Below are 21,545 nucleotides of genomic sequence, written 5' to 3'. Positions count from 1 at the left end.
CACGATTCGACCCGTGAATAACCCATGGCCGACCCCCGCCGGGGTTGCAGGAGCCGCCCCGCGTTGATAGCGTCTGCCAGCGTGACTTCTCCGCAGCGTTTGTTCGGACCGTTGGACCAGAGCCATGCAGGATGGGGCGCCGCCGCGCTCGCGGTCGCGCGCCCGGCGGTGGAGCTGGCCGCGCGGGGCCCGGGGGCCATGCCGGTCACCATGTCGAACCACTCGCACCGGGAGAACTGGTTCGAGCTCCTCACCCGTCCACTGTGGGGGCTCACCGCCGCCAAGGACCACGTCCCCGACGCCGTCTGGGAGCCCCTCGCCGCCACCCTCGCCCGCGCCCTCGACCCCGAGGACGACTGGTACGTCGGCGACGTCACCCACACCAGCCAGCGCTGCGTCGAGGCCGCCTCCGTCGGCTGGGGCCTCGCCACCGCCCCCGAGAAGCTCTGGGAGCCCTTGGACGCCAAGGCGAGGGACAAGGTCGCCGCCTGGCTCTCCGACGCCTACCTCACCGGCGTGGCCGACATGAACTGGCACTACTTCCCGGTGTTCGCCGGCCACGGCCTCAAGCGCGTCGGCGTGAAGACCGACCCGGCCGTCGCCGAGGCGCACCTGGAGCGCATGGGGGAGTTCCGGCTCGGCGACGCCGTCTTCGAGGACGGCCCCGGCGGGCGCGTCGACTACTACAACCCGTTCGCGTTCCACACGTACGCGCTCCTGCACTTCAAGCTCACCGGCGACGACCGGTACGTGGAGAACGCCGCCGCGTTCGCCCGCCGCTTCCGCTCCTGGTTCGCCGCCGACGGCGCCGCCGTCCCCTACGGGCGCAGCATGGGCTACCGCTTCGCGCAAGGGGCGCTGTGGGGCGCGCTGGCCGCCGCGGACGTCGAGGCCGTGCCGTGGGGCGAGGCCGGCGGGTTCGCGCGCCGCCACCTGGACTGGTGGTGGCGCCGGCCGATGCTCGACACCGAAGGGCGCCTGACGGTCGGCTACTCGTACCCGAACGACGCGGTCGTGGAGCAGTACGTGACCGCCGGGTCCCCGTGGTGGGCGACGAAGGTCTTCCTCGGCCTCGCCGCCGCGCCCGACCATCCCTTCTGGACCGCCGAGGAAGTGGTGCCGGGGCCGGTCGTGGAGGCGCACAAGGCGGCCCGGGCCGTGCACGTGCGCGACCGCTCCGGGCACGTGACCCGCCTGAACGGGCAGGCGTGGCAGCCGTGGGCGCGCAACGGGCAGGCCGCGTACGGGAAGTTCGCGTACTCGACGCTCGCCGGGTTCTCGCACGCCGCGGTCGGGCAGGGCCTGGAGGCCGCCGCCCCGGACGGGGCGCTCATGCTCTCGGAGGACGGACGGCACTGGCGCGGCCGCGAGGACTCCGACGAGGGGGCCATCGACGAGAACGGCGTGCTCACCGTCAACTGGCAGCCGTGGGACGACGTGACGATCACGACCTCCCTCGAAGCGGCCGTGGACGGCTGGCACGCGCGCGTGCACGTGATCGACACCGGCCGGCTCCTCCACACCGGTGAAGGCGGCTGGTGCGTGCCCAAGCCCGGGCACGTCCCGCAGGTCGGGGAGGCGAAGGCCGCCGTCACCAGCCAGGGCATCCGCTCGGAGATCATCGACTCGGGGACCGGCCGCGAGGCCGACGTCATCGAGCCGATGCCCGGCACCCACCTGTACTGGCCGGCGACGGTCCTGCCGGTGCTCAGGGGCGTCCTCGAACCCGGGAAGTACGTCCTGAAGTCGCTCGTCTACGTCGGCACCGAGTAGGCCGCGCCCCTCGCGGGGCTGTGTCCTCGGTCATGAACGGGCCCCGGATGTCACATCCGGGGCCCGTCTGCTGCTCTCAGATCGGCGACAACCCCCGATCGAGGAGGCGACCATGGAACCCGACGCCGATGCGGGAGCGGCCACCGCGGTGTTCACCGAGCACCGCGAGCTGCTCTTCGGCATCGTCTACTCGATGCTCGGCACCGTCGCCGACACCGAGGACGTCCTCCAGGAGACCTGGCTCTCCTGGGAGGCCCGCACGCACGGCGCGCCGATCGCGCACCCGCGCGCCTACCTGGTGCGCGTCGCGATCAACGCCGCCATCGCCCGGCAGGGCGCGATCCGGCGCCGCCGGGAAACCTATGTCGGGCCCTGGCTGCCCGAGCCCCTGGCGACCGCGCCGGGACCGGCCGCGCCCGACGGGGCCGAGCGCGCGCTGCGCGCCGAGTCGGTCTCGTTGGCGCTCATGGTGGTCCTGGAGTCCTTGACGCCCGCCGAGCGCGCCGTGTTCGTGCTCGCCGACGTCTTCGGCTACACCCTGGCCGAGACCGCCGAGATGCTCGGCCGCACCCCGGCCGCCGTGCGCCAGACCGCGCGCCGCGCCCGCGCCCACGTGCGTGCCCGCCGCCCGAAGTACCGGGTCGACCCGGCCGTGCACCGGCAGGTCACCGAGCGGTTCATGGCCGCCGTCACCGGCGGCGACCTCGAGGCCCTCATCGGCCTGATGGCCCCCGAGGTGGCGCTCACCTGCGACGGCGGCGGCCTCGCCCCCGCCGCCGGGCCCCGGCCCATGCACGGCCCCGACCGCATCGCCGCGTTCCTGGCAGGGCGCGCCTTCCGCCGCTCCGCGGGGCTCGCGATCGGGTTCCGGCCCGTCAACGGCTCCCCGTCGGCGCTCATGGAGCGCGACGGCCGCGTCGTCGGCGTCCTCATGCTCGACCTGCGCCCCGAGGACGGGGCCGTCACCGGCGTCTACGCCGTCACCAACCCCGAGAAACTCACCCAGCTGCGATAAGGAACGTCCAATGAGACTCGTCGTCATCGGGGCGACGGGCGGGATCGGCCGCGCCGTCACCGCTCAGGCCCTCGCCGCGGACCACCACGTCACCGCCGTCGTCCGCGACCTCGCCCGCCTCGACCCCGAGATCCCGGCCGCCGCAGTCGACCTCGCCGACCCCGATCCGCACGCGCTCCGCGCGGCCCTGGCCGGCGCCGACGCCGTCCTCTCCTGCGTCGGCCCCCGCCGCAAGGACGAGACCGGCATCGTCTCCCGCGCCACCGCCGCGATCGCGGACGCCATGCGGGACACCGGGACCCGGCGGATCGTCGCCGTCAGCGGCATCGGCCTCTCCACCGTCCCCAGCCCGAACCGGCCGCGGCCGCTGCGCCGCGAACCCGGCGCCGGCCTCGCCATGACGCTGTTCACCCTTCCGCTGGTGCGGGCCGTCATCGGCGCCCACATGAGCGACGTCGCCGCCGCCGAGGAGCTCCTCGCCGCCAGCGGCCTCGACTGGACCGCCGTGCGCCTGCCGCGCCTCACCGACGGCCCGCTCACCGGGACCTACCAGGTCGCCCACGGCACCAGCCTGCCGCGCGCGTTCCGCCTCTCCCGGGCGGACGCCGCCCACTACATGCTCCGCGCCGCAGCCGACCGGCGCACCGCGGGCACCCACGTCACCGTCGCCTACTGAACCGACTCAAGGGAGCAACCCATGTCCACCCTGTACCTCGTCCTCGTCCTCGCCGGCGGCCTCGCCAACCTCGGCTCCGGCATCGGCGCCATGGCCCGCCTCAAGGTCATCCTGCCGCTCATGGACGGCGCGCACGTCCCGCACTCGATGCTCGTCTTCCCCATCGGCGTCCTCAAGGTCCTCGGCGGCCTCGGCCTGCTCGCCGGTCTCGCCTACCCGCCGCTCGGCACCGCCGCCGCGGCCGGCCTGGTCCTGTTCTGGACCTGCGCCGTCCACACCCACGTCCTCGCGAACTTCTGGCCGAAGGAGACCGTCGGGACCTTCGCGTTCCTCGGCCTCGCCGTCACCACCCTCGCCCTCGACCTCGCCCTCTGAACCGGCGCCGGTCCAGCCGCGGCGCGCCTGCGCCGCGGCTTCACCGCGCGTTCCCCCCGCCGTCTTGAACATTTCGCGTATTCCGGGCAATCTGGCAGGGCTGTCATCCGAGCCGAGTCCCCCTCGGCCGCACCGCGACTGGAGTCCCATGCGCATCCCGACCCGCCTGGCCGCGCTCGCCGCGCTCGCCGCCGTCGCCCTCCCCGCGCCGCCCGCCGCGGCCCAGGAGGCCGCCGCGACGAGCGGCGACCTGTCCGTCCTCTCCTACAACATCGCCGGCCTCCCGCTGGGCCTCGGCGACGGCGACCCCGAGACGAACACGCCGATCATCGGCTCCCGCCTCGGCGCGTACGACATCGTGCACGTCCAGGAGGACTTCAACTACCACGCGGCCCTCTACGCCGCCGACGACCACCCGCACCGCACCCCCACCAGCGGCGGCGTGCCCTTCGGCGACGGCCTCAACACCCTCTCCGACCTGCCGTTCGAGGACTTCGAGCGGGTCACCTGGGATCAGTGCGCCTCCGGCTCCGGGGACTGCCTGACCCCCAAGGGCTTCACGTTCATGCGCGCCCGCCTCGCCGAGGGCGTCTGGGTCGACCTCTACAACCTCCACACCGACGCCGGCAGCGACGGCGCCGACATCGCCGCCCGCGAGGCCAACCTCGCCCAGGTCACCGCGTTCATGGCCGCCCACTCCGCCGGGAACGCCGTCATCGTCTACGGCGACACCAACACCCGCTACACCCGCGGCGACGGCATCGCCGAGTTCGCCGCCGCCAACGGCCTCACCGACGCCTGGGTCGAACTCGTGCGCGGCGGCGACGCCCCCGACGAGGGCGACCCCGCCCTCGTCTGCGACGACGCCACCGTGAACGCCTCCTGCGAGGTCGTCGACAAGGTCCTCTACCGCTCCGGCGACCACGTCCGCCTCGACGCCGGCCAGTACCGCAACGACCACGCCGCCTTCCGCGACGCGAACGGCGAGAACCTCTCCGACCACTACCCGATCGCGGTCGACTTCGCCTGGACCACCGGCGGCGACTTCACCCTCAGCGACCAGTTCGGCGGCTCCCACGGCGCCTTCTTCACCGACGTCGACGACCTCGACGCCGGCGACGACCCCGCCGTCCTGCGCCTGCGCTCCGGCGCCCGCGTCGACCTCATCGGCCTGACCCTCGCCGACGGCACCGTCCTCGACCACGGCGGCAGCGGCGGCACCCCCGCGGCCCTCGCGCTCGGCGCGGGCGAGTACCCGGTGTCGCTCCACCTGTGCCGCGGCCAGCGCGACGGCCACACGCGGATCTTCTTCGCCCGCTTCACCACCAGCATCGGCCGCACCCTCGCCGGCGGCACCGCCACCGGCGACTGCACCACCTACACCGCGCCCGCCGGCTGGCAGATCGCCGGCTTCCACGGCCGCGCCGGCGCCGAGGTCGACAAGATCGGCGTCGTCTACACCCGCCGCTGACCCCGGTCAGCCCTCCGCGACGCGGTCGTAGGTGAGGTCGAAGTCCTTGCGCCACGTCGCACCCCGGTCCTCGGACGCCTCCCAGCGTCCGAGGATCCGGTCCGGCCCGATCTCGGCGATGAAGCGCTGGTGGAAGTCCGGGTCCTTCCGGATGAACTCCACATGCGACCCGTCGACGGTCACCGCGAACACCCGGCACACGCCCCGGTCGTCCTGGTAGAGGGCCGTGAACGCGTCGTTCGCGTCGCTGCGCCCGAACACCATCGTCAGGTCCCCGTCGAGGTCGCACCGCATCACCAGGAACGCGTCGCCGAGCCACTCGACGGTGGCCGAACCGTGGACCTCGGTCCCGGGCGGCTCCAGGAACCAGGCGTCCGACAGCGTCAGCCGCCATGAGCCCAGGAGCCCCTCCAGGAGCCGCAGCTGCTCGTTCCTCATGGTGGTGTCCCTTCGCTCCGGTGCACGTTCGCTAATGGAGACGACGCCCGGCGCCCGGATTCAGCGGCGGCGTCCGCGTTCGCCCGGATCTCCGCCGCGAACCGGGGCCAGACGCCCCGCGGGAGGTCGTGGCCGAGCCCGGGCACGACCACCAGGCGGGCGCCGGGGATCGCGGCGGCGAGGTCGCGGGCCGCCTCGACCCGCAGGAGCTGGTCGTCCTCGCCGTGGAAGACCACCGCCGGCAGGTCGAGGGTGCCGAGTGCCGGGCCCGACCAGTGGGCGCCGAGCTGGCGTCCCATCGTGTTCGGGTCGCGGACCGGGCTGTACCCGTCCCTCCTGATCCGCTCCAGGGCCTCCTCCTCGTCGAACGGGTAGCCGGGGGACGCGAGCGCGCGGGAGACCGCCAGGCCCAGGGCGAGGTCGCCCTCGGGGGTGTCGGGGAAGCGCAGGCGGGCCATCCTCGCCACGGTGCCGAAGTGGATGCAGCGCAGCAGCCGCAGCCGTCCCGCGTCGGAGGACACCGCCGCCGAGGTGGCGAGGCTCCGCACCCGGTGCGGATGGCGCAGTGCGATGCGCTGCGCCCGTAGGCCGCCGTTGGAGTGCCCGAACAGGTGGGCCGAGTCCCAGCCGACCGCGTCGAGGACCGCGGCGGCGTCGTCGGCCACGTCCTCGCCGGTGTAGGCGGGCACCTTTTTGCGGAACAGGGCGGTCACCGGCTTCGCGGGCGCGGCTGGGAAGTGCGTCGACTGGCCCGAGTCGCGGTTGTCGAACGAGACGACGTGGAAGCCGCGCCCCACGAGTTCGGCGATGAACCCCGGCGGCCACCAGAACCTGGTGACGGCCGAGCCCATCACCAGCAGGAGCGGCTCCCCGCCGGCGCCGCCGTGGTCCTCGTAGGCGAGGCGCACCGCGCCGTTGGCCGCGTAGCCGGTCGGGGCGGGCGCGTGCGGTCGTTCCATGGCTCCTCCTCAGAGTTCGCGAACGGTGTTCCCGAAGTCTAGCCTTCGGGTACAGTGTTCGCAAACGAGTGGGGAGTGACATGGCCGACTACGACGAACCGATCTGGCTGCGGCCCGAGCGCGCCGCCACCGGCCGGCCCGCGGTGCGCAGCCGCCCCGAGATCACCGCGGCGGCGCTGGCGGTCGCCGACCGCGGCGGCCTCGACGCGGTGTCGATGCGCAACGTCGCCGCCGAGCTGGGCACCGGCGGCGCCTCCCTCTACCGCTACGTCGGCGGCCGCGACGACCTCCTCGACCTCATGGTCGACGCGGCCGCCGCCGACGTCCGGCTCGGCGACGCCACCGGCGATCCGGTCGCCGACCTCGTCGCGGTGGGGGAGGCCCTGCACGCGGTGATGGCCCGCCACCGGTGGCTGCCCGAACTGGTCCTCACGCGCCCCTCCATGGGGCCCAACGCGGTCCGCGTCCTCGACCACGTCCTGGAAGTGCTCGCCGACCACCCCGCCGACGGACGGGCCAAACTCGAGGTCTTCGCCCTGCTCAACGCCGTGGTCGCGACCTTCGCCCTCAACGAGCACGCCGGCGCCGCCCGGCCCGGACAGGCCGCCGCCTACCTCGGCCACGTCGCCGCGACCGGCGAGCGGCCGCGCATCACCGCGCTGCTCGGCGACCTCGCCGCCGCCGACGGGACCGCGGCCCCGGACCGGCGCGCGGACGCCCTCGGCAGGATCGTGTCCGGGCTGCTCGCCTGAGGCGCGAGCCGACCCGCCGCTGGTGGACGGCCGGCCGGCCCGCTGCCCACGGGACGCACCGGCACGCCCCGCATGACGCCGCCCAGGGGCACGTCCTGCCGCGCTGACAGCGGCCGCCGCGGCCCGCCCAAGGCGTCAGCCGTGTGTCAGCGCCCCGTCAGCGCCGCCCCCGACACTTGCTCCATCAACGGGAAACGCCCGCTGAACCACACGAGGAGCAACCACCATGAGCGTCAACCTGACCGCCGAGCACCGCACCGTCATCCGCACCGCCGCCTACGGCGCGATCCACCTCCTGTCCTTCGCCGGCCTCGCCGGCTCGGCCCACCGGGTCGCCACCGAGGGCTCGCTGTCCTACGCCTCCGCCACCGGCGCGGTCGGGCACGTGCTCGCCTCGAAGCAGCACGACTTCAAACTCAAGGGCAAGTCAGCGGCCGCCGTCGCCGACCAGGTCCTCCCCGCGCTCGCCGAGGCAGTGCGCGTCCTGCGGGCGCAGGACGAGGCCGAGGCCGAGAACTTCCGCCGGGTCGTCGGCCTCGCCGTCGAGACCGCCAACCGCGCGCACCGCGGCGGGCCGAGCCCGACCATGGCCGAGATGTCCCGCAAGATCACCGAGGCGCTCGCGGTCTGACCGCCGCGATGACGAGCCCGCCGCGCCGCGGAGGCCCGACCGGCCTCCGCGGCCGCCGCGCTGCCCACAGCAGATCCGCTCACGGCGGATCCGATTGCGCCGGACCGGGCCCGGCGCGCACCGTGGAGACATGAGCGAAGACAACAGGCCGCAGCAGTTCTCCGAACGCGTGCGGCGCGAGCTGTACCAGCAGCGGGTGCTCGTCCTCGACGGCGTGCTCGACGACGACAACGGCACCCTCCTGGCGACCCAGATGCTGTCCCTGGCCATCGACGACCCCGCGAGCGACATCTCGCTGTGGATCCACTCCCCGGGAGGCTCGGTCCCCGCGATGCTCGCCATCCGCGACACGATGCGGCTGGTGCCGTGCGACGTCGCCACCCTCGGACTCGGAATCGCTTGCAGCGCAGGACAGTTCCTGCTCTCGGCCGGCACGCCGGGCAAGCGGCGGGTGCTGCCGCACGCGCGCGTCCTCATGCACCAGGGCTCGGCCGGGATCGGCGGCGCGGCCGTCGACATCGAACTCCAGGCCAACGACCTGCGCTACACCAGGGACACCGTGCTGCGGCTCATCGCCGAGGACACCGGCCAGCCGATCGAGCGGGTCTTCGAGGACTCGCTGCGCGACCGCTGGTACACCGCCGAGGAGGCGCGCGAATTCGGCTTCGTCGACGCCGTCGTCACCTCGTTCGACGAGATCGCCCCGAAGGAGCGCCCCGGCATCGGCCTGCGGGTCGCCGCGCAAGGAGGAGAACGGTGAGCAGCTACATGATCCCGAACGTCATCGTCGACCAGGGACGCGGCGAGCGCGTCATGGACGTCTACTCGCACCTGCTCTCGGGCCGGATCATCTACCTCGGCACCGCGATCGACGCGGGCGTGGCGAACGCGCTCGTCGCCCAGCTCCTCCACCTCGAGGAGGCCAACCCCGACAAGGACGTCAACTTCTACATCAACTGCGAAGGCGGCGACCCGAGCGCGATGCTCGCCGTCTACGACACGCTGCGGTACATCCGCCCGAAGGTCGCCACGCTCTGCGTCGGCCAGGCCGTCGGCGTCGGCGCCGTCCTGCTCGCCGCCGGGACCGAGGGGATGCGCTCGGCCCTGCCGCACGCCCGGATCGTCCTCGACCAGCCCGCCGGCCAGGGCCGCGGCCCGATCCCGGACCTCATCATCCAGGCCGACGAGCTCGTGCGCGTGCGCGACAGCATGGAGCAGATCCTCGCCCGCCACACCGGCCAGGCCGCCGAGCAGCTGCGCGTCGACACCGACCGGGACCGCGTCTTCACCGCCGAGGCCGCGAAGACCTACGGCCTCATCGACAACATCCTCGAAGCGAAGTAGCGGGGCGGTGCGGGCTGGGCCCGCACCGCCCCGCGGTCTAGGCCGCCAGCGCGTACGCCGCCCGGCACACCGGGCCGGACGGGGCGCCGGCGCGGTCGATCGCGCTGCGGTCGAGGAGGATCCGCTCGGCGACCTGGAGCACCAGGTCGCCGAGCGTCGTGTCCAGGGCCCCGGCGACCGCGGCGATCATCTCGCTCGAGGGCTCCTTCACGCCGCGCTCGATCTCGGAGAGGTACTGCGGGGAGATCCCGGCGCGGTCGGCGGTCTCGCTCAGGGTCTCGCCGCGCTCGCGGCGGGCCGAGCGCAGCTGCTCGCCGAGGACGTCGCGCCACAGGGGCTCGCTCGGGGCCGTGCGCCGTCGGGTCTGCTCCGGTGCGGCGACCGGGTTCGGGGAAGTCTCAGCCATGCCCCACGGTAAGCCGACGCGCCCGGAGGATTCCACCCGTTACGCCCACGGCGGAATCCCCGGGCGTTCCCTGTTGACCGACGAACTGACGAAGGAAGCGACGAAGCCTCCGGGGTCAGGAACAAACCATCTCGATCCCGCGCTTCCTGGGCAGGATTTCCTAATAGCCCCCGCGGTCAGTTTTCAAGTTCGACCTCGCCAATGCTCGACGTCGACTGAAGCGGATCGACGTCGCGTGCTCGGGCGTGCGGGATACCGCCGTCGGTGCGATACTCCAGGCATGGAATCTGAATACGAAACCGATGTTGCGAACAGGGCGATCAAGACCTTGACTGAAACCCTCGATCACGACCTTCTGGGTGATCTATTACGTACGTCAGGAATATCGGTTGAGCTAGTTTGGGAGCAGTTTCAATGGAATGCTCCCGGACACGGAATGGCGATACCGCCGGCTGTCGAGCAGGTGCGGGAGCGCGAGATCCTCTTTCGCAATTCTTTGCAAGCCGCTGCGCGGCTCCCACTCGGTCCGGCGATGCTGGGAATGTTCGTCTGGGGAGTCGCGCACCGAGCGTGGAAACTGTCGTACGAGTTCACTCGGATGATCGGTGGCCTCGAGGAGTTCGAACGCCAATGGGAGGAACTGCGGCCCCTCGTGCCGGACGCCGATGAGCGTGCCGCAGGTGAAGCCGTCGTTGCGCTCATGCGGATGCTGGTCGAGGAGATCAGGGTTGAAGACGCCTTGTGCTGCGGTGATCTGAGCCGCCACCTCGAAGCCGTCAAGCTCGCGCAAGCAAGCGCCGCCGAACTCGGGAACTGCGTGCAGGGACTCCCCGAGGACTCCCTCTCTCTTCGCGACGGCCTGATGCGGATCTGGAATGCCACCAGCGCCTACTACAAGGCGGTTGAGCAGGTACTGCTCGGAGTGCGAGCACGTCTCGGAGGTCCCGGAATCGACCTGACCGACGCGTTCGCCGCGTTGACGGCTGCCGAGGATGCTCCGTTGACATACGTCCAGAAGAGCGAACTGCGAGGACACCGCTCCTGTCTTGAACGCATAGACGAGGCGGCCGACAGTGAGTGGCTCACCCTGGACCACTTGAAGACCGTCTACCTGTTCCCATTCGGGTGCAACGGAGTCGATGCGGAAGATGCGGTCGACTCGATTCGGGCGCAGACCTCCCCTCCGGCACTCGGCGGTATCGGGGCGGTGGCGATCCGGCGGGTGCTCGAGCTGTGCGACGTGTGGGCGGGCGCGGACTTCCATAAGCGTCGATTCGAAGGCGCTTCGATCCAGTTGCCCCCGGTCCGCCTCTCCCACCCCGACGGCGTCGTCGTGGATGAGCTCAAGGCCGAGGTCCGGTTGTCGGTCCTCGGGAACCATTACGTTCGACTCGAGTCGCATCAGTACGGGCTCGACCCGCACAGCGCCATGTTCACTCTGTTCCGGGCCGCGCCCGAACACGGCACTATGCTCGTCAGTTGCGGCGGTGCTGACCGGCACTGGGCAGGCTTGCACGACTTCGCCACCGAACTGCAAGCGGCGGTCGCGTCGGTGCTGGGCGAAGGGGTCGAATCACGGTCAGGCCGATACCACGTGCTCGCCACCGTCTACGAGGCCAGTGTCCGCACCGGCGCGAACCCCCGTGGCCAGGAGCGCCGGTCCGTCAAGTCCGGCAAGGAGTTCCGCGCGGCGTTCGGTGCTCAGGCAGTACTGCACACGGTGCCCAACGGCATCGAGTCCATCGGCGACTGGGCGCGATTCACCGTCCCGTCGGACACGGTGCTGGCGACGGTCCGCAAAGCCGGCAACCTCGTGGTCGGCACCGCGAACTCGACGATTCTCGTCCCTTTCGGGATGCCGACCTTCGGCGTCGGCACCTATGAGACTGTTGCTGAATTCGTGGGGACCCTCGACGGGCTCTACAGCGTGTGGTCCGACCGCCTCGCCCAGCGGCACCGCGAAGTCACCGAACTCGTCAGCGGCATCCAGACCTCTGCGGACGCGGCCAAACTCACGAAGCACGCCGCCCGGCTGCGGCGTGAACTCGTCTCCTTGCACGACTTCGCCTCTGAATACCGGGCGGTGCAATCGCTCATCCACTCCCCGAACTTCATGGCCTCTCCCGCCGACACCGAAGCGCTCACCGAGTTGCTCGCGCTGAGCGGCGTCGAGCAGTCCGAACAGGATATCGCCGACAAGCTGGGGCAATTGCTCAACGATCGCCTCGAAGTGCACATCGAAGCGATTGCGACCGAGTTCCAGGAGCACGTCGAGATGGAGCGCGAACGCCGCGCCAGACGGAGCCGCAGCCTTATCGAAGCCCTCTTGGCCGCGATGGCGGCCACCGGCTTCGCCGGCGTGGTCCAAGTCCTGCAGACGGCCTCGCTTCCCAACGAGTGGGCATGGGCGCTGCTCGGCGTCATCATCACGGCCGCGATCACCTGTAGCGTCGCGGTGTACCGCTGGTCGAACCCAAGCAGTGAGGAACAGGACCCGGAAGGCAATGAACGCCCACGTTGATCCCATCGTCGAAGTGACCGACTCGGGGCCGCTGCTCGAGGCGGTCTACCGGCACGTCCTGGAACCGAACTTCCCCGCGCAGGAGCTGGAGACGTTCAAGGATCTCGCCGCCGGTCTCGCCGCCGGCGTCACCGTTTTCGCCGTCCTGGACGCCCATCAGGTCCCGGTGGCCGCGGTGGTGGGCAGTCGTTGGGAACCTCACCCCATCGTCCTGCTGACTTATCTCGCGGTCACCGCCGACAGACGAAGCACGGGGATCGGAGGGCGACTCCTCGAACATGCCCTCGAGACGTGGCAACGGCGCTACCACCCGCACGCCGTCCTCGCCGAGATCGAAGACCCGACCGCCTATCGACCCCACCCCCGGTTCGGGGACCCAGTCCGCCGCGACGCGTTCTACACCCGACACGGGGCCGCCCCGGTCCTCGTGCCGTATGTGCAGCCCGAAGTCCGCGTCGGATGCGGTCGACGACCTCACATGCGGCTCATCGGGTTTCAACCGCAATCGCGCGCCGTCAATGTCAGCCCTTCCCTCTTGCTTCCCTTCCTGGAGGCCTACTTCGAGGCGGCTGAAGGCCGTGCGCCGACCGATGCTCAAGCGCGGCAGCTGTTCGCGGGGCTGACTCCTTGATCGGGCACCTGAAGAGCGCAGGGCCCCTCGGAAGACGTTTACCTGCCGAGGTGACCGTCCAGCGCCGCTTGCCAGTAGTTCGACACCCTTCCGTGCCCGAGGCTGGCCAGAACGAGGAGCGCGGCGATGATCGTGGTGATGCCGCAGGAGACCCATGCCGGTACTTGGGAGGCCCCTAGGTGGAGAAACCCGGCCGCGAGGCTGAGCGACGCCGTCGTTGTGGCACCAAGCGCGTCCAGGCGGAGCTGCCTTCGGTACCAGTGCATGTGGGCCCTGATGTCGGGGCTGTAGCGCGCGGATCGGAAGATGACGCCCACCCTTGCGATCGCAACGGCGGCCAGGGCGCAGAAGGCCGCCATGAGGAAGTACCAGGTGATGACAGCGCGGCGAGGAGCGGTGTCGCTCCCTGCCTGCGGGGCGAGGATCGCGAACAACAGGAACTCGCAGATGGCGATCAGGAGGGGTAGCACCAGGTCGGAGATCGAAGGCAGCCGCGACGGCAGCAGGACCGAACCCACGGTGGCGGCCCCGAAGGCCGTGATTGTTGCAAGAACGGTGGTAGCCCAGAGGAAACCGAAGAGCACCGCGTAGTCCGCGGGCAGAGTCCCGGCGGCGAGTAGGAGCGCCGCGGTGACCCCGGCGGTCCCCAGCGCGAGACTGACGACGGTGAAGTGGAGTCCGATGTAGTGCTCGCTGAGATAGGCTTCGCGACGCTGCAGCACCATTCGCATGGTGAGGTCCCAGTCCTGGGTCATGGCGTGGCCCCCCGCGTTCCGAGTACCGGGGGAGCCTGGTGGTCCGGGGCGTACTTCGATGCCAGGTAGGTCTGGATCCGCTCGTGGCGGAAGCGATAGACCGCCCCGGTTCTTCGGAGCACGCCGAGTTGCGCGGCGTTCTCGAGGAACCGCATCACACGGTAGGGGAGTCGGCCGGTGACCCCGAGCCAGAGCCTTGCCCAAAGCGAGCGGTACCAGACGTTGAGGGCGATGACCGTGCTCACCGTCCCGAGCGCGAGCAGGACACCGTCGACGACATCGAGCCGGATGCCTCCGGAGACGGCCCCTATGGTGCCGTACGTCAGGGCGCCGGGGATCGCTCCCCTGAGCGGGCCTGTGTCGAAGTAGCCGGCCTGGCCCCCCGCGAAGGCGCCGACGAGCCCGAATACGAGGGCTCCGAGCGGGCCGTCCATGAAGATGGCGGCCGCGAAGACTGAGACGCCGGCCGACAGCGCCAGCTGCAGCGAATGCTTGACGTCCTCGCGGAGCACCTCGATCGGCGTCCGAGGGTATTCATCCACTCCATGACGCTGATAGGCCTCGATCGCGAACTTGACCGCGATCGAGGAGGCCACGCCGATGGACAGGGCGCTTGCCAGGCCTCCGGCGAGAAATCCGATGGTGCCGCACAGCGTTCCGCACAGGACGCCGATGGTGATGTCACCGGCGCGATGGCCATGGGTCGAGATGACCGGGTTGCTGTATGCGGGAATGCGCAGACCGATTCCAGCGGCGAAGATCGCGCCGTACCAGAATCCGGCCGCGCTTCCCACCAGAATCCAGGCGATCGCAACCGTCAGCGCGATGTACCCGACGAGGAACCATGGCCCGCAGGCTGCCGGCAGGCGCCACCACGCAACGCCTTGCGAGGCGGAAGCCTGTGCAGCCAGGAACCCGAGCCATCGATCAGCCTCGGCCGGTGTGTGGCGCTGCTCGGTGTCGCCCCGGGGGTGCCGGCCGCTGTAGAGCGCGGGCAGGTACGCACGGAACAGGCGCTGCTCGATCGCGGTCGCCGAGTCGAATTCCAGCAGTTCGTCAGCGGTGGGCTCCACCTGGTAGGCGATCTGCGCGAGATAGACCATCAGCGGCGTGGACAGGGCGGAGGCGAGGACGCCGTCAGGGTTGGAGGTGATCCTGCCGATCACGTCACTCCAGCGTCGGTCACCGTCGATCTGCCCTCCGGACGGGAGGTAGGAGGTCGCTTGCGCAGGTGTGACAGGCTGCAGGTCGATGACCGGAGCAGCGGCGAGGCTTTCGTGGCGCAGTCGGACGGCCTCCTCGAACTCCTCCGCTCGGCAGCTCACCACGAAGGCGCGTTTCCGCCAGGTCGCGTTGAAGACCCGCAGGCCTTCCGCGTGGTCGTGAGACTCGTCGAGGCCGTCGAAGAACGGGATGAGCGTGCCGTCTTCCAACAACGTCCTAGCGGCACTCGCTCCCGAGCGTGTCCGGCGTTTGAGGTCGGGGAACTCCTCGATGAGCTGGGCGGCGGCCCATGCGTCGAGGCCGGTCTTGCGGGGGTCCCATCCGTTGAGGTTGACGGGGACCGGAAGCGGCGCGTCCTCCCCCTCGCTCAGCAGGTCATGTGCGAGCAGCACCAGCGTCGACGTCTTGCCCGCCCCACGAGGACCGAGGACCACCAGTTGTCTGGGCGCGGCGAGCGCGCGCCAGTGCGCGCCCAGATGGGTCACATCGTTGGGAACGTCGACGAGGTCGTCGAGGGTTCTGCCGGCGACGCGGGTGACGGGACGATCGGTGTTCCGCCAGACGATGCCGAGGGTGTCGTCCTGCAGACCGCGTTGTTCAGCCGCCGCCTCCCACCGCCTGCGAACTCCTCGCCGAAGAGCGGGAAGGTCGAATTCACCCGTCACCGAACGGTTTGCGTAAAGCGCCTGGCGAGTCCCGGGAATAGTGAGGAACAATGTGAGAACTGCGATCAGCAGACCGCTCAGGCTCAGCCAGACTTCAACGCTGAGATGCGGTTGTGCGATCGCCAACAATGTGAGAAGTGAAGCGAGTGCCAGTGCTGACGAGAGGATCAGCAGAGGTGCCGCGCGCCTTGAGGGGGAAGGATTCCGACGGGCCACACCTCATCTTAGGAGGAAGGACTGGAATCCGCGTCAGCGGAGGCATGATCAACTTCAAATCGCCTGCCGAGTTTCTCGAGAGACCGGTAATCGGTCTTCTCGGCTCGTCCGATGGCGACGTGAACCGCGCCGTCGGTTTGCAATGACGTGAATGCCAGGGATGACCTCCGCGCAATTCTCAAACACATCGGGGCTCTATCCAGACATGCAACGAGGAGCGCTTGAACGGGCATGCGACTCGCCGGCTCGCGTCGGGACCTACTCCAGTGGACCAAGGCCTCCGGGTCGCCGACCCCTTCGGTCAGGGTCGTGGGGGCGGGCTGGCCCGGAGATGCTGCGGCAGATGGACGCCTGAGCCGCCTTGCCCCGGCGCGAGACGGGGAGGTGCCAGCGTCCGCGGCCGTGAGAAGCCGGATGTTCGCGAAAAGTGGGACCCGGCTCTTGACTTGATACCCCCTGGGGGTATAAATTCTGAGTCAAGAGATACCCTCCAGGGGTATGATTGAGCGAGAGGAGTCGTCATGAGCGTCATCGAGTACCAGGTCACCGGGATGACCTGCGGGCACTGCGAGATGTCCGTTCGCGAAGAGGTCGGCAAGATCGGCCCGATCCAGCGGATCGACGTCAGCGCCGCCACCGGCAGGCTCGTCGTCACCGCCGACGGCCCGGTGGACGACGCCGCGGTCGTGGCCGCCGTCGACGAGGCCGGCTACGAGGCGGTGCGCCTGTCATGAAGACCCCCGTCCGACTGGGCGCCTTCGGCCTCGGACTCGCCGCGCTGTTCGGGGGCACGTTCGCGCTCGCCGCGAACGTCGTCCCCGACGGCGTCGTCGAAGACCGCCTGAACGAGATCGAACCCGAGCACGACATGGACATGGAGGGCGGCGCGGAGGACGACCACGGCGGCCACGAGGCCGACCCGGTCCGCGGCCTGTCGATCGAGCAGGACGGCTACGTCATGAGCGCGGTGACCGCCCCCGCGGCGGTCGGCGACGAGGGCGTGCTCGCCTTCGGCATCACCGCCCCCGGCGGCGCGCCGCTCACCGAGTACACCGAGTCCCACGAGAAGGACCTGCACCTCATCGTCGTGCGCGCCGACGGCGCCGAGTTCCGCCACGTCCACCCCGAGTTCGACGGCGAGACCTGGTCCCTGCCCTGGTCCTGGAACCAGCCCGGCACCTACCGCGTCTTCGCCGACTTCGTGCCCGGCGACACCGCCGAGGAGCTCGACGTGACGCTCTCGCAGACCGTCGAGGTCGCGGGCGAGTACGCGCCCCGCGCCGACAACCCGGTCACCCGCACCGCCAGCGTCGACGGCTTCGACGTCACGCTCACCGGCGACCTCGCCGCGGGCGCCACCACCGAGCTCACCGTCGAGGTCGCGAAGGACGGCGCGCCCGTCACCGCCCTCGAGCCCTACCTCGGGGCCTGGGGCCACCTCGTCGCCCTCCGCGAGGGCGACCTCGGCTACCTCCACGTCCACCCCGAAGGCGACGAGCCCGAACCCGGCACCACGTCGGGGCCGCGGATCGTGTTCGCGACCGCCGCGCCCACCGAGGGCCGCTACCTGCTCTACCTCGACTTCCAGGTCGACGGCCAGGTCCACACCGCGCCGTTCGTCCTCGACACCGACGGCACCGAGCCGGCCGCGCCCGCCGAGTCCGCGTCCCCGCACGGGCACGACGGCACCGACGCCCACGACGACTGAGCGACCGAGCAGCAGAAAGGAGAAGTGCCATGGCATCGGCCCCCGCCGCCGCGAACCGCATCGAACTCGAGATCGGCGGCATGACCTGCGCTTCCTGCGCCATGCGGATCGAGAAGAAGCTCAACAAGCTCGACGGCGTCACCGCCAGCGTCAACTACGCCACCGAGAAGGCCCAGATCGAGGCCCCCGCGGGCACCGACCCGGCCGAGCTCATCGCCGTCGTCGAGCGGACCGGCTACACCGCCGCCCTCCCCAAGGCCCCCGAACCGGAGGCCGCCGCCGAGGACCGCCCCGACCCCGAGCTCACCTCCCTGCGCGACCGCCTCATCGCCTCGATCGTCCTGTCGGTCCCGGTCATCGCCATGTCGATGGCCCCGGCCCTCCAGTTCGAGTACTGGCAGTGGCTCTCCCTCGCCCTCGCCTGGCCGGTGATCGCCTGGGCCGCGTGGCCCTTCCACAAGGCCGCGTGGACGAACCTGCGCCACGGCGCGGCCACGATGGACACGCTCGTGTCGGTCGGCACGCTCGCCGCGTTCGCCTGGTCGGTGTACGCCCTGTTCTGGGGCACGGCCGGCACGCCCGGCATGACCCACCCGTTCGAGTTCACCGTGGAGCCCAGCGACGGCGCCTCCAACCTGTACCTCGAGGTCGCCGCCGGCGTCACCATGTTCATCCTCGCCGGGCGCTACTTCGAGAAGCGCTCCAAGCGCCGGGCGGGCGCGGCCCTGCGGGCCCTGCTCGAGATGGGCGCCAAGGACGTCGCGGTGCTGCGCGGCGGGACCGAGACCCGCGTCCCGATCGCCCAGCTCGCCGTCGGCGACGAGTTCGTGGTCCGGCCGGGGGAGAAGATCGCCGCCGACGGCGTCGTCGTCTCCGGCACCTCCGCGATCGACGCCTCCATGCTCACCGGCGAGTCCGTGCCCGTCGAGGTCGGCGCGGGCGACCCGGTCACCGGCGCCACCGTGAACGCCGGCGGCCGCCTCACCGTGCGCGCCACCCGCGTCGGCGCGGACACCCAGCTCGCCCAGATGGCCCGCCTCGTCGAGGAGGCCCAGTCGGGGAAGGCCGAGGTCCAGCGCCTCGCCGACCGCGTCTCGGGGATCTTCGTGCCGGTCGTCATCGCGATCGCCGTCGGCACCCTCGGGTTCTGGCTCGGCGCCGGGTTCCCCGCGGCCACGGCGTTCACCGCCGCCGTCGCGGTCCTCATCATCGCCTGCCCGTGCGCCCTCGGCCTCGCCACGCCGACCGCGCTCCTGGTCGGCACCGGCCGCGGCGCCCAGATGGGCGTGCTCATCAAGGGCCCCGAGGTCCTGGAGTCCACGCGCCGCGTCGACACCATCGTGCTCGACAAGACCGGCACGGTCACCACCGGCCGCATGACCCTGGTCGACGCCGTCGCGGCCGACGGGGTCGAGCGCGCCGAGCTGCTGCGCCTCGCCGGCGCCCTCGAGTACGCCTCGGAGCACCCGGTCGCGCAGGCGATCGCGAAGGCCGCGGCCGAGGAGGTCGAGCTGCCCGCCGTCGAGGACTTCCAGAACGTGGAAGGCAAAGGCGTGCAAGGCGTCGTGGACGGCCACTACGTCGTGGTCGGCCGCGAGCGCCTCCTGGAGGACTGGTCGCTCGAACTCGGCCCGGCCCTGGCCGACGCGAAGGCCGCCGCCGAGGGCGAGGGCAAGACCGCGGTGGCCGTGGCCTGGGACGGCGAGGCCCGCGGGGTCTTGGTCGTCGCCGACACCGTCAAGCCCACCAGCCTTGAAGCGGTCGCCCAGTTCAAGGCCCTCGGCCTCACCCCGGTCCTGCTCACCGGCGACAACAAGGTCGTGGCCGAGCGCATCGCCGCCGAGGTCGGCATCGACGAGGTCATCGCCGAGGTCCTGCCCGCCGACAAGGTCGCGGCCGTCGCCCGCCTCCAGGAGGAGGGCAAGGTCGTGGCGATGGTCGGCGACGGCGTCAACGACGCCGCCGCGCTCGCCAAGGCCGACCTCGGCCTGGCGATGGGCACCGGCACCGACGTCGCGATCGAGGCCGCCGACATCACGCTGGTCCGCGGCGACCTGCGCGGCGCGGCCGACGCGATCCGGCTCTCCCGGCGCACCCTCGGCACCATCAAGGGCAACCTGTTCTGGGCCTTCGGATACAACGTCGCGGCGATCCCGCTCGCGGCCCTCGGCCTGCTCAACCCGATGCTCGCCGGGGCGGCCATGGCGTTCTCCAGCGTCTTCGTGGTCGGCAACAGCCTGCGGCTGCGCTCGTTCAAGAGCCGCGCGCTCTAGCGGCACGAGCAGGGCCCGCCGATATTCGGCGGGCCCTGCTCTATGCGGTCGCGAGCCTCGCCGCCTCGGCCGCGATGTGCTCGACCGCGCCGACGCCCCACTGCTCGACGGCCGCGTCGAGCTGCGCGGGGTCGGCTCCGCGCACCTCCAGGAACAGCCGCGCGCCGTGACCGGTGCCCTCGCCCAGGCGCAGCCGCACCTCCCCTCCGGGCTCGCCTTGCGCGACGACGAACGCGAAGGACGTCGGCCTCTCGCACTCGGTCACGGTGCCCAGCAGCACATGCGGGGCCTGCGGCGCCCGGAACTCCGCGCCCACGCCCGGGGCGCGCTTCCCGCCGAAGAACAGATCCCACGCGGTCTTCGCCGGGCACACGAGCTGCCGCTCGAACCGCGCGGTCCAGCCGCCGGGGCCCTCGTCCACCTGCGGCTCGTTGAGCCCGAATCGCGCTGCCAGCTCCTCGTGGCGGGCGACGCCGCGGCCCGGATCGCCCGGCGTTCGGTCGGCGAGGACCTCGACCAGGCCCGCCATGCACTGCTCCCACCCGGTCGCGAAGCTCGCCGCCCCGCCGCGGTCGTCGAAGCCGTGCACGAGCGTGAACCGGGTCCCGCCGTCCTCCTCGGCCAGCGTGAACTCCAGCCTGTCGCCGCCCCATGTGAACGCGAGGAACCGTGGAGGGTCGGCCTCCAGGACCTCGCCTTCGCCGCCCTCGCCGAAGTCGGCCTTCCCTCCCGCGCGCAGTTCCAGGTCGGCGCCGAACGGGAACCACTGCGCGAGGTGCGCGGGCTCGGTCACCGCGCGCCAGACGCGGTCGATCGGGTGGTCGTAGCGCCGCTCGATCCGGACGGCCGGTCGGCCGCGGTCGGCGAGCATCTCGGGATCGGACATCACTCCTCCTCGTCCTCATGCCGGGCCATGGCGTCCAAGCGGTCCCCGAGCCGGTCGAGACGCTCCTCCCACATCCAGCGGTACGGCTCCAGCCACCGGTCGACCTCGCGCAGAGGCTCAGGGCGCAGCTCGTACCAGCGTCGCTGCGCATCGGCGCGGACGCTGACGAACCCGCAATCCCGCAGCACCCGCAGGTGCTTCGACGCGAGCGGCTGGCTCAGCCCCAGGGCCCCGGCCAGCTCGCCCACCGTCGCGGGCCCCTCCCGGAGCCGCTCGACGATCGCCTGCCGCGCCGGCAGCGCGAGCACTTCGAAGACCGCGGACACCTCCATTGCATACCCCCTCAGTTATATACCATTTCATTCATATACCAGGACGGGCCGGTTCGTCAACCGCCCGCGGGTGGGCTGCGGCGCAGGCGCACTCCACGCCGGGCCGCCTCCAGGGGCCCAGTGCTAGGTTCGGCGCGGAAACCACTCTGAAAGGGGCCCGCGGTGGCAAAGAACCCCGTCTTCCTGTACCGGATGCTCACCCTCGCCGAGGGCTGGTCCTTCGTGCTCCTGCTCGTCTTCGGTTCGCTGCTGAGCCGCGTCTCCGAAATCGACCTGGTGATGCCGCTCGGCTCCCTCCACGGGGCCCTGTTCGTGCTCCTGGTCGGCTCGACCCTCCTCGTGCGCCGCCGCCTCGGCTGGGGCTTCGGCACCACGCTCCTCGCGCTCGTGTGCGCCGTGGTCCCCCTGGCGCCGTTCTGGTTCCACCACCGCAAGCGCGAGGAGTTCCTCCGCGCCGAGGCCGCCGCCGAGCCCGCCTAGCGCCGCCGACGCCC

22 protein-coding genes are annotated in these 21,545 nt (G+C 71.3%); 15 read left to right on the top strand and 7 right to left on the bottom strand.

Features of this window, described 5'->3' with window-relative positions; translation table 11 throughout:
• Positions 1-111 precede the first annotated feature (111 nt).
• The 5 genes from EIW28_RS16885 to EIW28_RS16865 all read left to right on the top strand — a co-directional run bounded on the left by EIW28_RS16885 (position 112) and on the right by EIW28_RS16865 (position 5,310).
• Positions 112-1,773 (top strand): DUF2264 domain-containing protein, encoded by a 1,662-nt coding sequence (locus EIW28_RS16885; protein ID WP_158630436.1) that lies wholly within the window; start codon positions 112-114, stop codon positions 1,771-1,773.
• Positions 1,774-1,885: 112 nt separating this feature from the next.
• Entirely contained in the window at positions 1,886-2,788 is a 903-nt protein-coding gene (locus EIW28_RS16880) for a sigma-70 family RNA polymerase sigma factor (protein ID WP_125248857.1), read from the top strand.
• 10 nt (positions 2,789-2,798) lie between these two features.
• Positions 2,799-3,464 carry an NAD(P)-dependent oxidoreductase gene (locus EIW28_RS16875; RefSeq protein ID WP_125248856.1) on the top strand — a complete coding sequence of 222 codons (666 nt, stop codon included), beginning with the start codon at positions 2,799-2,801 and terminating at the stop codon, positions 3,462-3,464.
• Positions 3,465-3,485: 21 nt separating this feature from the next.
• The gene (locus EIW28_RS16870; RefSeq protein ID WP_125248855.1) at positions 3,486-3,839 is read left to right on the top strand and encodes a DoxX family protein; all 354 of its coding nucleotides are present in this window, start codon (positions 3,486-3,488) and stop codon (positions 3,837-3,839) included.
• Positions 3,840-3,987: 148 nt separating this feature from the next.
• The gene (locus tag EIW28_RS16865) at positions 3,988-5,310 is read left to right on the top strand and encodes a jacalin-like lectin (protein ID WP_125248854.1); all 1,323 of its coding nucleotides are present in this window, start codon (positions 3,988-3,990) and stop codon (positions 5,308-5,310) included.
• Positions 5,311-5,316: 6 nt separating this feature from the next.
• Here the strand turns inward: EIW28_RS16865 and EIW28_RS16860 are convergent, their stop codons facing one another.
• A complete protein-coding gene (locus EIW28_RS16860) occupies positions 5,317-5,748 on the bottom strand; it encodes a hypothetical protein (protein ID WP_125248853.1) in 432 nt (143 codons plus the stop codon).
• Positions 5,745-6,707 (bottom strand): alpha/beta fold hydrolase, encoded by a 963-nt coding sequence (locus EIW28_RS16855; protein WP_125248852.1) that lies wholly within the window; start codon positions 6,705-6,707, stop codon positions 5,745-5,747. The genes EIW28_RS16860 and EIW28_RS16855 overlap by 4 nt, the downstream gene beginning before the upstream one ends.
• Positions 6,708-6,787: 80 nt before the next feature.
• Here EIW28_RS16855 and EIW28_RS16850 point away from each other — a divergent pair, with 80 nt between their 5' ends.
• From EIW28_RS16850 to EIW28_RS16835, 4 genes are all read left to right on the top strand, one after another.
• Positions 6,788-7,459 carry a TetR/AcrR family transcriptional regulator gene (locus tag EIW28_RS16850; protein WP_125248851.1) on the top strand — a complete coding sequence of 224 codons (672 nt, stop codon included), beginning with the start codon at positions 6,788-6,790 and terminating at the stop codon, positions 7,457-7,459.
• Positions 7,460-7,685: 226 nt separating this feature from the next.
• Positions 7,686-8,090 carry a hypothetical protein gene (locus EIW28_RS16845; RefSeq protein ID WP_125248850.1) on the top strand — a complete coding sequence of 135 codons (405 nt, stop codon included), beginning with the start codon at positions 7,686-7,688 and terminating at the stop codon, positions 8,088-8,090.
• Between the two features lie 130 nt (positions 8,091-8,220).
• Positions 8,221-8,850, top strand: coding sequence for a ClpP family protease (locus tag EIW28_RS16840; protein ID WP_125248849.1), 630 nt, complete (start codon positions 8,221-8,223; stop codon positions 8,848-8,850).
• On the top strand, positions 8,847-9,434 hold the full coding sequence (locus tag EIW28_RS16835; protein ID WP_125248848.1) for a ClpP family protease: 588 nt from the start codon (positions 8,847-8,849) through the stop codon (positions 9,432-9,434). The genes EIW28_RS16840 and EIW28_RS16835 overlap by 4 nt, the downstream gene beginning before the upstream one ends.
• Positions 9,435-9,471: 37 nt before the next feature.
• Here EIW28_RS16835 and EIW28_RS16830 read toward each other — a convergent pair whose 3' ends face one another.
• On the bottom strand, positions 9,472-9,840 hold the full coding sequence (locus EIW28_RS16830; protein WP_125248847.1) for a helix-turn-helix domain-containing protein: 369 nt from the start codon (positions 9,838-9,840) through the stop codon (positions 9,472-9,474).
• Positions 9,841-10,120: 280 nt separating this feature from the next.
• On the opposite strand from EIW28_RS16830, the gene EIW28_RS16825 reads away from it, so the two are divergent.
• Both EIW28_RS16825 and EIW28_RS16820 read left to right on the top strand, forming a co-directional pair.
• Positions 10,121-12,361, top strand: coding sequence for a hypothetical protein (locus tag EIW28_RS16825; protein WP_125248846.1), 2,241 nt, complete (start codon positions 10,121-10,123; stop codon positions 12,359-12,361).
• Positions 12,345-12,992 (top strand): GNAT family N-acetyltransferase, encoded by a 648-nt coding sequence (locus EIW28_RS16820; RefSeq protein WP_125248845.1) that lies wholly within the window; start codon positions 12,345-12,347, stop codon positions 12,990-12,992. Before EIW28_RS16825 ends, EIW28_RS16820 begins: the two co-directional genes overlap by 17 nt.
• Positions 12,993-13,030: 38 nt before the next feature.
• On the opposite strand, the gene EIW28_RS16815 is transcribed toward EIW28_RS16820, so the two are convergent.
• Both EIW28_RS16815 and EIW28_RS16810 read right to left on the bottom strand, forming a co-directional pair.
• Entirely contained in the window at positions 13,031-13,747 is a 717-nt protein-coding gene (locus EIW28_RS16815) for a hypothetical protein (protein WP_125248844.1), read from the bottom strand.
• Positions 13,744-15,762, bottom strand: a complete 2,019-nt coding sequence (locus EIW28_RS16810; protein WP_158630435.1) for a hypothetical protein — start codon at positions 15,760-15,762, stop codon at positions 13,744-13,746. The genes EIW28_RS16815 and EIW28_RS16810 overlap by 4 nt, the downstream gene beginning before the upstream one ends.
• 611 nt (positions 15,763-16,373) lie before the next feature.
• Here EIW28_RS16810 and EIW28_RS16805 point away from each other — a divergent pair.
• Genes EIW28_RS16805 through EIW28_RS16795 form a run of 3 tightly spaced genes read left to right on the top strand, consistent with a single transcriptional unit; the run spans position 16,374 to position 19,833 of the window.
• The gene (locus tag EIW28_RS16805; protein ID WP_125248842.1) at positions 16,374-16,586 is read left to right on the top strand and encodes a heavy-metal-associated domain-containing protein; all 213 of its coding nucleotides are present in this window, start codon (positions 16,374-16,376) and stop codon (positions 16,584-16,586) included.
• The gene (locus EIW28_RS16800; protein ID WP_125248841.1) at positions 16,583-17,560 is read left to right on the top strand and encodes a heavy-metal-associated domain-containing protein; all 978 of its coding nucleotides are present in this window, start codon (positions 16,583-16,585) and stop codon (positions 17,558-17,560) included. Before EIW28_RS16805 ends, EIW28_RS16800 begins: the two co-directional genes overlap by 4 nt.
• A gap of 29 nt (positions 17,561-17,589) precedes the next feature.
• Positions 17,590-19,833, top strand: a complete 2,244-nt coding sequence (locus tag EIW28_RS16795) for a heavy metal translocating P-type ATPase (protein ID WP_125248840.1) — start codon at positions 17,590-17,592, stop codon at positions 19,831-19,833.
• Positions 19,834-19,873: 40 nt separating this feature from the next.
• Here the strand turns inward: EIW28_RS16795 and EIW28_RS16790 are convergent, their stop codons facing one another.
• Together EIW28_RS16790 and EIW28_RS16785 are read right to left on the bottom strand one after the other, a co-directional pair.
• Positions 19,874-20,719, bottom strand: coding sequence for an SRPBCC family protein (locus EIW28_RS16790; RefSeq protein WP_125248839.1), 846 nt, complete (start codon positions 20,717-20,719; stop codon positions 19,874-19,876).
• Positions 20,719-21,051, bottom strand: coding sequence for an ArsR/SmtB family transcription factor (locus tag EIW28_RS16785; RefSeq protein ID WP_232014013.1), 333 nt, complete (start codon positions 21,049-21,051; stop codon positions 20,719-20,721). The genes EIW28_RS16790 and EIW28_RS16785 overlap by 1 nt, the downstream gene beginning before the upstream one ends.
• A 162-nt stretch (positions 21,052-21,213) precedes the next feature.
• Here EIW28_RS16785 and EIW28_RS16780 point away from each other — a divergent pair, with 162 nt between their 5' ends.
• A complete protein-coding gene (locus tag EIW28_RS16780; RefSeq protein WP_125248838.1) occupies positions 21,214-21,531 on the top strand; it encodes a DUF3817 domain-containing protein in 318 nt (105 codons plus the stop codon).
• Positions 21,532-21,545 lie beyond the last annotated feature (14 nt).

It is taken from the genome of Glycomyces terrestris (genome assembly GCF_003933745.1).
GTDB classification, from domain to species: Bacteria; Actinomycetota; Actinomycetes; order Mycobacteriales; family Micromonosporaceae; genus Glycomyces; species Glycomyces terrestris.
Note: the sequence above shows the minus strand (reverse complement) of the source record. Positions and strands in the feature narration are given on the sequence as shown.

Coding starts and splice junctions, on each gene's coding strand:
- EIW28_RS16840 (WP_125248849.1), top strand. CDS start 8,221: ATGAGCGAAGACAACAGGCCGCAGCAGTTCTCCGAACGCGTGCGGCGC.
- EIW28_RS16830 (WP_125248847.1), bottom strand. CDS start 9,840: ATGGCTGAGACTTCCCCGAACCCGGTCGCCGCACCGGAGCAGACCCGA.
- EIW28_RS16850 (WP_125248851.1), top strand. CDS start 6,788: ATGGCCGACTACGACGAACCGATCTGGCTGCGGCCCGAGCGCGCCGCC.
- EIW28_RS16800 (WP_125248841.1), top strand. CDS start 16,583: ATGAAGACCCCCGTCCGACTGGGCGCCTTCGGCCTCGGACTCGCCGCG.
- EIW28_RS16790 (WP_125248839.1), bottom strand. CDS start 20,719: ATGTCCGATCCCGAGATGCTCGCCGACCGCGGCCGACCGGCCGTCCGG.
- EIW28_RS16785 (WP_232014013.1), bottom strand. CDS start 21,051: ATGGAGGTGTCCGCGGTCTTCGAAGTGCTCGCGCTGCCGGCGCGGCAG.
- EIW28_RS16860 (WP_125248853.1), bottom strand. CDS start 5,748: ATGAGGAACGAGCAGCTGCGGCTCCTGGAGGGGCTCCTGGGCTCATGG.
- EIW28_RS16880 (WP_125248857.1), top strand. CDS start 1,886: ATGGAACCCGACGCCGATGCGGGAGCGGCCACCGCGGTGTTCACCGAG.
- EIW28_RS16805 (WP_125248842.1), top strand. CDS start 16,374: ATGAGCGTCATCGAGTACCAGGTCACCGGGATGACCTGCGGGCACTGC.
- EIW28_RS16870 (WP_125248855.1), top strand. CDS start 3,486: ATGTCCACCCTGTACCTCGTCCTCGTCCTCGCCGGCGGCCTCGCCAAC.
- EIW28_RS16815 (WP_125248844.1), bottom strand. CDS start 13,747: ATGACCCAGGACTGGGACCTCACCATGCGAATGGTGCTGCAGCGTCGC.
- EIW28_RS16795 (WP_125248840.1), top strand. CDS start 17,590: ATGGCATCGGCCCCCGCCGCCGCGAACCGCATCGAACTCGAGATCGGC.
- EIW28_RS16820 (WP_125248845.1), top strand. CDS start 12,345: ATGAACGCCCACGTTGATCCCATCGTCGAAGTGACCGACTCGGGGCCG.
- EIW28_RS16875 (WP_125248856.1), top strand. CDS start 2,799: ATGAGACTCGTCGTCATCGGGGCGACGGGCGGGATCGGCCGCGCCGTC.
- EIW28_RS16845 (WP_125248850.1), top strand. CDS start 7,686: ATGAGCGTCAACCTGACCGCCGAGCACCGCACCGTCATCCGCACCGCC.
- EIW28_RS16855 (WP_125248852.1), bottom strand. CDS start 6,707: ATGGAACGACCGCACGCGCCCGCCCCGACCGGCTACGCGGCCAACGGC.
- EIW28_RS16865 (WP_125248854.1), top strand. CDS start 3,988: ATGCGCATCCCGACCCGCCTGGCCGCGCTCGCCGCGCTCGCCGCCGTC.
- EIW28_RS16825 (WP_125248846.1), top strand. CDS start 10,121: ATGGAATCTGAATACGAAACCGATGTTGCGAACAGGGCGATCAAGACC.